This is a genomic window from Aliivibrio wodanis (genome assembly GCF_052920805.1).
In genome coordinates this window covers 1194830-1207959 of the sequence record NZ_JBREXA010000002.1, presented here as the reverse complement: position 1 = coordinate 1207959, position 13130 = coordinate 1194830, and the positions used below count along the sequence as shown (strand labels likewise).

7 protein-coding genes and 1 other RNA gene are annotated in these 13130 nt (G+C 36.7%); 1 reads left to right on the top strand and 7 read right to left on the bottom strand.

Annotated features, from left to right (window positions below):
• Positions 1 to 51: 51 nt before the first annotated feature.
• The 3 genes from ACU5DF_RS13390 to ffs all read right to left on the bottom strand — a co-directional run bounded on the left by ACU5DF_RS13390 (position 52) and on the right by ffs (position 4879).
• Positions 52 to 3219 carry a chitinase C-terminal domain-containing protein gene (locus ACU5DF_RS13390; protein WP_446713240.1) on the bottom strand — a complete coding sequence of 1056 codons (3168 nt, stop codon included), beginning with the start codon at positions 3217 to 3219 and terminating at the stop codon, positions 52 to 54.
• A gap of 212 nt (positions 3220 to 3431) precedes the next feature.
• Complete coding sequence (locus tag ACU5DF_RS13385; RefSeq protein ID WP_446713239.1) at positions 3432 to 4355, bottom strand: hypothetical protein; 924 nt, start codon at positions 4353 to 4355, stop codon at positions 3432 to 3434.
• A gap of 427 nt (positions 4356 to 4782) precedes the next feature.
• Positions 4783 to 4879, bottom strand: an RNA gene (gene ffs, locus ACU5DF_RS13380) — signal recognition particle sRNA small type.
• 345 nt (positions 4880 to 5224) lie between these two features.
• Here ffs and ACU5DF_RS13375 point away from each other — a divergent pair.
• Complete coding sequence (locus ACU5DF_RS13375; RefSeq protein WP_446713238.1) at positions 5225 to 7129, top strand: sensor domain-containing diguanylate cyclase; 1905 nt, start codon at positions 5225 to 5227, stop codon at positions 7127 to 7129.
• Here ACU5DF_RS13375 and ACU5DF_RS13370 read toward each other — a convergent pair.
• The 4 genes from ACU5DF_RS13370 to icmH form a co-directional block, all read right to left on the bottom strand.
• Positions 7126 to 8097, bottom strand: a complete 972-nt coding sequence (locus tag ACU5DF_RS13370) for a protein kinase domain-containing protein (protein WP_446713237.1) — start codon at positions 8095 to 8097, stop codon at positions 7126 to 7128. The two genes, ACU5DF_RS13375 and ACU5DF_RS13370, sit on opposite strands and share 4 nt — an antisense overlap.
• Positions 8094 to 8765, bottom strand: coding sequence for a PP2C family protein-serine/threonine phosphatase (locus ACU5DF_RS13365; protein ID WP_446713236.1), 672 nt, complete (start codon positions 8763 to 8765; stop codon positions 8094 to 8096). Before ACU5DF_RS13365 ends, ACU5DF_RS13370 begins: the two co-directional genes overlap by 4 nt.
• Positions 8762 to 12283, bottom strand: a complete 3522-nt coding sequence (gene tssM / locus ACU5DF_RS13360; RefSeq protein WP_446713235.1) for a type VI secretion system membrane subunit TssM — start codon at positions 12281 to 12283, stop codon at positions 8762 to 8764. Before tssM ends, ACU5DF_RS13365 begins: the two co-directional genes overlap by 4 nt.
• Positions 12284 to 12428: 145 nt before the next feature.
• Positions 12429 to 13130, bottom strand: coding sequence for a type IVB secretion system protein IcmH/DotU (gene icmH, locus ACU5DF_RS13355; protein WP_446713234.1), 702 nt, complete (start codon positions 13128 to 13130; stop codon positions 12429 to 12431).

Here is a 13130-nt window from a genome sequence, read left to right as displayed (position 1 = left end):
AACAGCAAGTGGTTGCTGTTCGTTTTATTATTTCATTAATAACGATAAAAGTTAAAGGTTACATACTTTAGTCCAGCTACCATCACTTCCCGGTACCGCTGCTGTCCACCAGTTTGCCTGATAAATTACATTGTTGTGAATGACTTTATCTCCGGTATTCGCATGGCTAGGGTTGCCTGCCCAATCTTTTTGTGGAAGATCCGGATAAGTAACGACACCTGCGGCATCACAACCTGGATCAGGGTTTCCACCATTATCGCCACCACCCGGGTTTCCACCAGCTGATAAATCAGCTAAAGGTAAATCAGGTTGTTCAAAGCTAAACGCATACTCTGTGTTATTTATTTTAACAGAGTAATTTGCAGGACCAGAAATTGGTAGGTAATACACCATATCTAGTTCATAAACAGCACCTGCAGGAAGCGCTTTCCAAGCTGGAAGAGTAAATGCAACACGATGCATTGTGCCATCTAAGCCACCAACATTATCTGCACGTGTATGACCAGATGCGATGACTTGTAAGCCACCACCAGATTGATCTTTTGCGTTATCAGGCGCAGAAACTGGAATATCAAATTGGAACTCTGTTCCACCAGGAAGATCTTGGCCAGTATTATTGGTGAATGTAACTTTCGGATTAATTGGGTAGTTTTTGTCACCAACCTTAAATCCGCCGACATTCACAGCAATATTAACGGTTTCCGTTGGAATCGCTCCAGTAGCGACAGTATTGCCGTATGGAGTTGCAGACTTAAACTTCTCGTAAATAGCTTTTGTCATGGTATTACCCATATGGTACTCACCATTTCCTGTTTGACAAGCAGCTTCAGTAGCATCTACAGAGGTACGTTTACCATTTGCATCAAGAACATAACAGCTATAATCGCCTGCTAGTTCCCAGAACATGATACCACCGATTTCTTTATCGATGACATAGTCAGCTTTTACATTAATTGAAGCTTTATCTTCTGTTGATAAGAAGACTTTTTTCTCTGCATTCCATAGCCAAGGAGCAACTGCGACATTATCGTAATGACGAGTATAAGTCCCTACTAATTGGTCAGCAGGGTCATTTACAGGATCTAAACCGTAAATATTAGCGTAAGAGCCAAAGATGCCTTCTTGAAGGTTTTTAGCATGCCACATAGGATTAGAGCCTGCGCCCATTTCTTGCCCGTATGAGTTTTTATCATGCCACATGTTATCGATACCTAGAGCACCGTAACCACAGTTATTTTTCTCGCCTTCGCCAGTTCCTGCGTCACATTTAGTTTGATCAGGTAATGGTGCGCGGCCCCATAGACCATTGTCACCACCTGTAACGCCTTGCCAACCACGAGTATAATAAGGAACACCGATATTGATACGACCAGCTGGCATAGAACCACGGAAATAATGGTAAGCCCAATCGGTATTTAAGTAACCAATACCACCATAAGCTGCTGTGCCATAAACATTCCACTGAGCCAGTTCTGAATCTTTACCTGTGTCATATAATGCGGCGTTGTGGCCTACGTGATCATTCCATGCACCGTGTAAATCGTAAGACATGATATTGACGTAATCTAGGTACTGAGTAACATCAAAGGTTTCCATACCACGTAATAAATAACCTGAAGATGGTGCAGCAATGGTCAGCATATAATGTTGTCCATCTTGAGCTGAAACAGCATCTAGTTTTTCACGTAGTGTTTTCATTAATATTTGGTACGATGCCCATAAATATTGACGGCGAGGTTCCATGAACGCTTTATCGTCTGGATTACCAGCACCAGCCATAGAAGTCGGGTATTCGTAATCAATATCTAAACCATCAAATTTGTATTTAAGCATCATTTCAACAGCAGATGCTGCAAATTTCTCAATACCTGCGTGGTTGATGCTGCCATCGGCATTGGTTGTCATGCTATAGAAGCCACCATCAGCAACACGATTACCATCTGCGCCGAAGTGGCCGCCTGTTTCAGCCCATCCACCAATAGAAATTAATGTTTTAACGCCGTGTTTCTCTTTTGCAGTTGCTAACGCACCAAAGTGGCCTTTAAAGCCAAGAGTTGGGTCAATTTCTACACCTGCCCATTCTTTACCTGTTGCTGCATTATTTGGATCGTTTACATCACCAACATTCACTTTTCCGTCAGAGCCAATACTTACGAATGCATAGTTGATGTGTGTTAATTGTTCCCAAGGGATATCTTTAACTAGGTAGCTGTTTTGTTCATCGCCACCATCACGCCAACTTGTAAAGTAGCCAATCACACGACGAGGGTGATCCGCTCCCATTAATTCACGGCCTTCTTTATCATAAGTTGTACAATAAGGAACATTAACGCCTTCTGTTTGGTATAAACCATCAGGGCGACAATTGTCAGCAATAGGAAGAGAGCTAGTTACGGTTAATGTGGCAGCCACTGAGTTGGCAACTGCGCCTAAATTATCCGTTGCTTTCGCATAAACAGAAAGTGAACCAGCAGTTGTCGTTTTATATTGAAGAACATAAGGAGCTGTTGCTGCAGTGCCGACAAGCGCATTATTTATATAGAAATCAACTTTATCGACAGTGCCATCAGAATCGGAGGCGTCAGCTGTTAAGGTAACCGTTGCCCCAAGTTCAACACTTGATGCTGATAAACTAAGGCTCGCTGTTGGTGCGGCATTATCAGTAGGCACGTTTGCCACATTAACTGAGACTGAACTAATGAGACTAACAGCACCTTTATCATCATAAGATTGAGCGCTAAAGGTATGATTACCCTCAGTAGCTGTCCAAATCGCACTATAAGGGGAGGTTGTTACTGAAGAAATAATAACGCCATCAACGGAAAATTCAACAAGAGCAACAGAGCCATCACTGTCAGCCGCTGAAGCGGTTAATGTGACAACATCTCCCGTTGTAATGTTATCAGTCACGCTAGGAGAGGTTAAATCAACATTTGGTGCAACGTTAATCGCTTCTCCTGAACATACACCTAAATCTTGCCATGCACCCCATTGCCCTGCGGTGGCAGGGTCATTATTTTGAGTCCAATACTTTGCTTTATAAGCATTATTTCCTTGTTTTACTTCTTCTCCACCATTGTATACCGTCCCAGCATCCCATGCTAAAAGTGGATCACAATTAACCGAAGCTTGTGCATTAAATGCCATTAAACAAGAGAGTGTGAGAGTAGAGAGAGCAAATTTATAATTATGTTTTTTTGTTAAATTTGAATGTTCCATTTCATATCCTTAAAGGTAATTCAAAAGACATCAACCATCTTTTTAATTGATGTGAATTAAGATTAGAATAGAAAAAAAAATGCGCTAGAAGTGATTTATAAATTACAGGGCAGATCGCAATAAAACCAATGTTAGTAAACAAAGTTACATTGATTTTTGTAGCAAGGTTGCTCATTTACTATGCTGCTGTCTGGTTAATACTATACGCTAAATTAATATACCATTCTGATAGATCTAATATTCCCATTTGCAGTAAAGTGACCTGCAGCACCAAAAAGATTAGAATTAGTACTTACCTTTAATAGCTCCTCACACATTTCTTTTGTAGCATTATCAGGCACGCTTACATTGTCATATATTGCATATTTATTGAATCTAGTATCTCCGAGATGTTTAAATATTAAAAAGGCTTTTCCATATTTCTCGCCACTAGCCGATGTCGACTGCAGTTTTATTGTAAAGAGATCATCATCAACTGGTAAGCCCGTGAGTTTTTTGAGGTTTAACGCCTCAAAAGTTAAATTATTTTGGTTGTCGTTATTTGCCCTAATAATCTCAATGCCGTCTAGTTCGGGCTTTTGATGATATTGATAGGTAAGAGTGGGTATCTTAGTTTTAAGAGGTACACTGATAGCACAAACAAAATTACGTTTTGATTGGTAGCTAAATGTCTCTTTATCAATATCAAAGTAAAAAATATTAGTTCTGGCTTTTTTCCAATCAAGTTTTGTGGCTATCTGAACGCCTTCCTCTATGGCTAATGTTTTTAATATTTGTTTATTCTTTTCAAAAATATCAATGGTAAGAGTGATGTCCTGCTCTTGATAAGCGAAGTGATTCTTAATTATTTTGGATATTTGTGGAATAGAATAGTTAGGATTAAGTTCATCTGCGCTCATTTCTAGTCTAACTTTATACCATGTTACTCTGTCTTCACCTTCAGAGTAATCACTCGGTTTGTTTCTCCATTCAAAATTATCAATAATCGCAATGCCTTTTAATGCCTCTGTTATTTCAATTTCTGTTTCTTCAACCAAACCAACACTTTGATTGAATGTAATGTCTAATTTGTCATTGCAGCCGCTGATAAACAAGGTGGCTAAGCATAAAAAGATCCCATTCTTTTGAATAAGCATACTGCTCTCTAATAGTAAATTCAGTAATAAATGATAGTGATCTTAATGAGTAGATATATAAACTAGGTTAATGAATTATATGGAAGTAATTAACAAATTTACTTGAATGAGTAAGTATACTTAAAAAAATGTGTGAGATTGATTGAGATTTTAAGATCTTTTATCTTGAGATTAGGAGTGATGGGAGAGGCTGATCTTTAACTAATCAGAAGGTGTGCTTTCGAGGCTCTTATATTTTAAGCAACGTCAGAAAATAATTCTATTGGCTTTGTTAAGTGCTTCATTCATACGTTTTTCGACGTTATCAGTGATATTAATCAAAAAGAATGATTAAAGAGTTATGTCTATTAGAATTTAGTGCTTTAAGGGATTTAGTATATTAGAGGGGGTATCGATATGAGTAATTTTGCAAACGTCAGTTGGGTGGAAGCCCCAGCCACATCCCGGCACACACGTCGCCCGCTGCGGCTGCTCCCTTCCAGGCCTGACCGAGTTCACGAGTTAGTGTTGCGGGAGGACCAGGGCCTCCATAGATTCTGTTGTTCCTGAGAACGAGATGATTATTGAATAACCTTAGGTATATTGCAAGAAGAAAAAGTAAAAAAACAATCAAGTGATTAATAAATGCCCGAAATATGATATTAATGATTATTTGTGTTCATTAATCATTCAGTACCTGTATGAGAATACAGTTTCAATGTATCACTGTACTGGAGATAAGGTATGAGTGACATTAAAATGACGTCAAAATACAAAACAATTAAGCAACACATTTATGAGGGTTATTAGAGTATGATCACTAATATTTTTTGATTATTTGTTAGAATATAGCGAAAAATAAAATTATAAAAATAATCGTTGGCCTAATTTTGATTAATCGAATTCATCTCAAACAAATTCAATATTTCGTTATTACTTTCTTGTTGATTGGTATAACGCCAATCCTATACTTTAATAAACAGTATAGTACTGAGTTAAACTCAATTCATAATGAAAGACAAATAGAAGCGACACATCAACTTGTCTACAGTAAAAAAGAGGTTAACTCAATCGCTTCTGAGTTGGGTACCTCATTAAAGCTCTTGTCTGATAGCCGTGTTTTACTGCAATTTATTGAATCTCCTTCTATCAAAAATAGAGCGATTTTAGAAGGACTATTGTCTTTAACTGCCACTAATTACTCTTATATTTCCCAAGTTCGTTTTATTGATACTGAAGGGCAAGAGGTCGCTCGTGTAGATGATATTGATGGTGAAATCTCAATAGTTCCAATACCTAAATTACAGAACAAATCATTACGCGATTACTTTATTTACGCTAAGACACTTAAAGCCGGCAATTTAGGCTTCTTTGGAATAGATTTAGAGAAAGAATATGGTGAGGTTGTTATGCCTCCTCAGCCTTCATTACGTATATTTACACCCGTAGAAATACATGGAGAGCGTAAAGGTCATTTATTTTTTAATTTGAATGTGTATGGAATTGTAGCGCAAGTTGAGCATTCAATAGATGATGGTTACAAAATCGAGTTCATTAACGAAGCTGGTTACTATTTAGCCTCAAAAGATCGAAGGAAAACATTAGGACACCTTATTTCTGAGCGAGATAGTTATAATATCTTAATTGAAATGCCTAAATTATGGGATTTAATGAAACAGACTAGTGAGGGAGAGTTTGTTAAAGGTGATGAATATTATTCATATTCTAAGCTCACACTAGGTGGAGAATTTGATAGCAGTACCATGTATTTACTATTAAGTTGTAATAAAGATATAAAATTTGAAGCATCAAATGGCGATCTACTATTGATTAAATATGAAGCTATAGTAACCATGCTGTTGATCGTGTTTTTATCTGCGATTATTGCTCGTTATATTGCAAAACATAGAACAACAAGTCTAGAAAGCCAATTAGCTTTAGCTGCATTAAATGGTATGTCAGCAATTGTTATTACCGATAAAAAAAACCGAATTATTAAAGTAAATGATGAGTTTACTCGCTTGAGTGGCTGGCATGAGAGTGAAGTGCTAGGCAAATCGCCTTCTATATTTCAATCTGGTTATCATGATAAAGCCTTTTATTCTCGAATGTGGGAGACGATTAGGGATGAGGGACTGTGGCAAGGAGAGGTTACAAATAAAAGAAAAGATGGTTCCTTACTAACTGAGATCTTACGTATTCAAGCTATTTTGAGTAAAGATAGAAAAATGGAGTATTACATTGCTTCTTTTGTCGATATTACTGCTCGTAAAGAATTAGAAAATCGTCTTCGAGAGCTGAGTGAAAGAGATTCATTAACTCAATGTTGGAACCGTCGTAAATTTGAACGAGAGTTTTCAGAAACTATTGGTGATGGGTCTCTAATAAAAGAGTTTGCTACTTCTTGTTTAGCTATTGTCGATATCGATCACTTTAAACGTGTAAATGATAAATATGGTCATGATGTAGGGGATAAAGTAATCATTAAAGTAGGAGAAATTTTACGTTCAGAGAGCCGAAAATCTGATTTTGTTGCTCGTATTGGTGGTGAGGAGTTTGCAGTTATTTTACCTAATACCCAATTGCAAGAAGCAGAAGTTATTTTAAACCGATTACGTGCCGCTGTCAGTTTATATGATGAAGTTAAAGTTTCTATAAGTGGTGGGGTAACTGATATTTGTAATAGTAGTGAAGCAAGTTACAAACGTGCTGACTTAGCCTTATATGATTCAAAGACAGCAGGTCGTAATCAGATATCTTGTTTCAGTACTGATGATATGGAACAAATAGCCTAAGATTTATTTTTATTCATTGAGAATACAGAAGCAACTTTTTGTAAAATAGCTATTTTTTTATCTGAAGATAGATTTTTTTTCATTTCTTTGAATAAGAGTATTAAAGCTTTAAAATTTAGTATTCGCTCAGCAGGTACAGGAGCCATACCTTGTAACAGCAGTTGATGTAGCTTCTGTTGCTCCTTATTTCTGACTTCTAACATTTTTTCATTTTGTTGGTATGGGTGAGTTTTAAGTAGTAGTTTATAAAGTAAAATGGCAAGAGAGTAGAGATCACTTTTAATGGTTGGAGCGTTGCCTTGAAGTACCTCTGGTGCAGCATAATCACTACTCCAAGCGTGAACTTGATTAAAGTTTACCGTAAAATTGTTCTTATCAGAATTTATATTTCTACTAATACTAAAATCAAAGAGATACAGTTCATTACTGTCTGCAATCAGAATATTACTAGGTTTTAAATCACCATGAATCACCTTTTGTTTATGGCAATGATTTACGCAATTAATTAAGGTAACAGCGTACTTTAATCGGTGTTCATCAGGGATGTTCTCAAAAGGCGAATCAAGTAATAAAGAAAGTAACTCTCCTTTGATCATAGGCATGACAAGAAACCCTCGTTGAGATTCATCGCATAATGCTAAATGTTGTATTGGAACAATATTTGGATGATGCAACTGATTCGCTTGTACATATTCATTTACTAAAAGCAGATCTGAATCATTAAATACAGACACTTCACTATTTAGTATTTTTAAAGCCATTTCACTTTGAGGCACCCCAATACTTTTTAGTAATAGGTCGTCTACTTGATAAACAACACCCATACCGCCAATGCCTAAAACGCGTAATATTTTATAACGATTATTAACTATTTTAGGTAATGGCTTTAGGTTATTTTCTAGTGATATTTCTGGTGTTTTTATTTCAGGTTCGGTCGCCAAAAAATGATCAATATTTAACTCCGTCATTGGTTTGCCTTAATTATGATAGCTGATAGGTTATCATTAGCTTCGGTAAGTAATACTTGCTCTTTTAAGTGGTAGCACCCTTTTAATGCCGTAGGCAGAGCCATACATGCCTCTATCATTGAATTTGCCAAATATTTATGAACGCCATCACTAGAAAGTAGAAATGTATCTTGATGTTGTAATGGAATAATACAGTGCTCAATTAGCAGGTTCGTTCCCATCCCTATCGCTTGAGTTAATGCTTCTTTGCCATGTTGTTGGCGAGTATGATCCTTGGATATTTGATAAAGCTTATTATGTCTAAATAAATAACAACGTGAATCACCTGCCCATATACAAGCAATATGACCATTCTGAGCTATCAGCATGCAAACAGTACTGCCAATAATAGCGCAGTGAGAAAGGGTTTTTTCTTGACTTAAATGATGGTTTACTTTGAATAGTATACGTTTTGCTTTCTCAATTTTCTGTTCTAAAGTGCCATATAATAATTCAGAACGGAAAGCGTCGGTGATCATGTTACTTGCAATCTCACCGTATTCATAACCTCCCATACCATCTGCAACAATCCAGATTCGCTGATCTGTAAAGGATAAAATAGCATCTTCATTTTTATCCCTTACTTTTCCTTCTTCTGAAAAATAAGCAGTTTGAAATTGTGGACTCATCCATTAATCCTTTTTGGAAGATAAAAACTACTTAAGAGCTTACGATTAAATGGGTTTGGAGTGCGATCACTGTAAATTAAGTATTTTGCTTTCATTCCTTTATTTTCAAGATCTAACTTAATGACATCATGACCACGGTATTTATTGACGTTAAATTTATCTAATACTCGGAAAAATGCCCATGGACCAGAGTTTTGTTGATTAACAACTTTAGCACCGCTTAAATCTTGAAGAACAAAGCTAACGTATTGGCGTTGATTGGTTATAGGCCACGTAAAGCTTTTTTTCTGAATTGGACCATGACGATATGCAAATTTATTTTTACCATAGTAAAAAGTGGATTGAAGTGCGCTAGCATCAAGCTCAAACGGAGCAATACGAAAAGAAACATTGGCTTCTTTACCTTTAGAGCCATAAAACATTTTTTGAATCGTTAATCCATAGCTGTACTGATTCAAAAAGGACTTAGATAGTCCGAGTGAATGGCCATGTAAGGTTTTTTGTGTAAATGTTCCTTTTTGTTTATTTACAAATGAGGCAAGATAAGCTTCAAAAAAGTTATCTAGAATGCCTCCATTTTGAAAAAACTCATCAAAATCAGCAATATTTACGTCTTGATTACTATTTTTAAATGGATAACGACCAGAGAGGGCAATAGCGTAATGGTTTACTACTTTATCGTGATATGCCATTTGAACGTGTTCTCTTGAGTGATTTAATACAATCCCCCAAGCATTATTAGAAAGCTGTTTCCACCATTGTTGTAGAGGTTGAGGTAATGTTTCAGCCATAACTCGAATGTCGTTTAACTCATTGGGGATCCCTTGCATCCGATCTCGTGCAATTTTGAATGCTGAAAGTTCAGGGTTTGGGGAGAACTTAACCATAGAAAGCCGCCCACTTAACTCGTTGATTACAACAAGTGCATCTTCAAGAGGGATTGTTGCTTGTGCCTTATCGGTTAAAAGTAAATTAAGGGGCTCAAATTGATTACTTACTGCTTTTCTCGCACTTTGTGATCGCTCCTCAACACTGTGTAATCCAAGTGAGGCTACCTTTTTTAGCTTAGTGCTAACTGGTAGTTTCTTTGTCACTTCTACAGCGCTTGAAGCTAATTGAGTTTGGTCTATAAAAGTTGTGTTTTCGCGGATTAAATTAAGTAGCTTTAAAATTGGTTGACTTGAACCAGTAATATTCGATATCTGCAATATTGCTTCATCTATATTTTTAGATGGTTTAATTTGTAATTGGTCAACCGCTTCTTTCCAATAGCGGATATAGTCGTGGAAATATAAGTCTTCCACTTTAGCGTAAAGAGAACGAATTTCGTTAGTACTTAAATCACTGGATAAACCTATCACCCAATTCTCATCGATTAGTTGTTTTACTTGATCTAACCCTTTACTTAAGAAGACGCTTTGATAGCCTTTTTGTGTATATAAGCCAGGGATAACGCTAGTGGTGTTATTAAAGATACTTTGGTTTACTCCTAAATAATCACCTAGTTTAATATCTCGTAAATCTATTTCTTTTGCATCTTGTTTTAATTGCTGATAAACCACTTCTGAAATATCAGCCTCTCTAAGGTATTTGCGAGATTTAGCAACCAAATTATCGTTGAGCAATACTGGTTCGAAACCAATGTTTAATAGATTTGAGAAATGAGTTTGTAGTGAGTTTTGCTCGGTTGCTGAGCCACTGTATAGATAAGACCAATGTAGCCCCATCCATTGTTTTAAATAATCTTTGTCTAAATGTTCATGTAGATTTAACATTAAGTAGGCGCGTAATGAAGGCGTTAGAAATTCTCGGTTTTCTTGATTATTTGTGACCTGATGTTCAAGTTCCCCTGTCACTTTTGGAAGAAGAAGAGTAATTAATTGTTGTTGATAAGCATTTTCTGCTGCGATTCTTAATTTTTGACCCTGCTGAAGACCTGAGATTTCTTCTGAAAAGGCATTATTGTTTTCAGGATAGATTTGAGTCGCTTTTAATAGAGCATTAAGAGTGGGTAATAGCTCAATTGAGGGGGCTAAAGGTGATAAATGTACGATATTTTGATTATAATCTTGAGTTAAAGCGAGTAATTGTTGCTGCTTATGATGGTTAGTTAAAAAACTTGTAGCCCATAATGAACCAAATCCAATAACAAGAGTAAAAGAGGCTGCATAAATTGCTATATTTTTTAGTTTTATCTTTTTCTCATAATGCTGATCGAGTGTTGCTAACTCACTATTTGGAAAAATAACTTCATCTAGGAGCTTACGAATAAAGAAACCTCGTTGATGTTGATAAGTGGGTAATACTCGAGAACTAATACCAATATTTTTTCCGATATTAGAGGTAGTTGAGTCGGCTTGAATATTAGTAGGTGCAGGCACTGAGGTTAAATACAATCCACGTAGATGTGATGCCTGGTGATAACGTGTTTTAGTAAAGGCGAGTTCAGAAAATAGAGCAAGACGCTCTGCAAGAAAACTCAGCTGCCTTGGAAACTGCAATAGCTCAGCTCTTTTCATTACATCGCGCTCATCATGTAAGCGTGACATAACCTGTGAATCAACTCGTAAAATAAGCTTTTCAAATTCCTGTTTTATTTTATCTGCTTGTTGTCCTTCTCCTTCGTTAAAGGTAATACCAAAAACTTGATCCATTTCTTCGCGAGAAAGAGAGGCAAAGAAAGGTTCAAAACCTTCTACTTTATCCATTTTAGTTAAAAGAAAATAGATGGGCATATCTGAACTTAATTCATGCCTTAGTTCTTGCAAACGCTCTCTAACATAACGAGCTTGAAGTTCTATGCTACTTTCATCAGGAGCCTGCAATGTAGTAATGTCTATTGTTAAAATTACGCCGTTAATTGGGCGACGACGACGTTTGTTTCGTAAGGATTTTAAGAATCGATTCCAAATAGGTTTACTAAGTTGGTGCTCATGTTGGTCAAAAAAACGCCCCGCAGCATCTAGTAGAACAGCATGATTAGCAAAGTACCATTCACAGTATTGGCTATTTTGAATATCTCTGGTGTAGTGCCCATCGGTTTGATTTAGTGGAAAATCTAAGCCTGAGCATTCTAGTAATGTCGTTTTGCCACTATCTTGTGGGCCAATGACCATATACCAAGGCAATTGATATTTAACATTACCATTGAGCTTTCCATATAACCCTGCGCGTTTGATAGTCGCAATAGCTGTGTCTAGTTTTTCTTTTAGGGTGGAGCTGTGTTCTTGTATGTAAGCCAGTTCAGATTGTGCAGCTTCGTACGCTTCTCTATTTTCTTCTTTTTGTGCTTCACGCTTTTCTAGCCACCAAAGGGTAAGGTTTAAGGCCCCCCATAGTAACAAGCAGATGAAAACTGTCAGTATTTTACCAGTGGTGGTTTCAATTAATGGAATGTTAGCAATAGCTATATGCTTACCAAACAAACAGATTAGCAATGCAATAACTAAGCTACATAATAAAGTCCAGCACCATGTTTTTTTAAAAAGAGTAAATAGTGAGCTAAAAAATGATTTCATCCGTGAAAATCCTATAATTCAATCTGTTGAAATACTTGAATAACATGCTCTGACTGTTGGTTTAATACATAGTAAAACCCGCCATAAATGGCAGACAAAGAAAAAGCGACAACGCAAATAATGCCTATCCATGATGTTTGTCGTGTTAATTTGTGACGCTGTACTTGCTTAGGTTCCACCAATTAGGAGACAAGCTAGACTCTTCACTACTGCGTAAAGAACGAATTTGACGGTACAGTGAATCGCGAATCGCTTCGAGATCTATTAATCCTCTTGATAAAACACGATATTTCCCTTCAAATCCTAAACTAAGGCATAAATACATTAATTCTAGAAGGTCTAGATATTTTGCTGGATTTCGACTTAATTTTTCTAATAATAGGAAGAATTTTTCACCACCATAGGTTTCATTATGAAAACTACTTAGCATACTCTGTGAAGCCCAATGACTTTCAGCACCCCAAGGGGTAGTTACAATTATTTCGTCAACAAATGTACATAATAGGTAGCGTGATAGTGCGACATAGTTATTTTCCACTCCTGAATTAAGGGCTTGAAACTCAAAAGATTTTAGCTCTTCAACTAATTTGGGTTTAAGGAGTTCAATGTCTTGATAGCTTTCTTTTTTTAAATCACAGGTAATACACAATAAAGAAGAGGCTGCACTAATTAATGGATTATTTCCTGCAAAATTATATTCCTCAGGTTTAATTCGAGCAGCATAAACCATACGGTCTTGAAGTTGGTCGAATTTAGGTGCCCCTACATTTTGAGTAAGAGTTGGGTTAACTTGATTAGGTTCTTGAGTGATTAGGACTGTGCGATCATCCATGCTACTGCTGTTCAT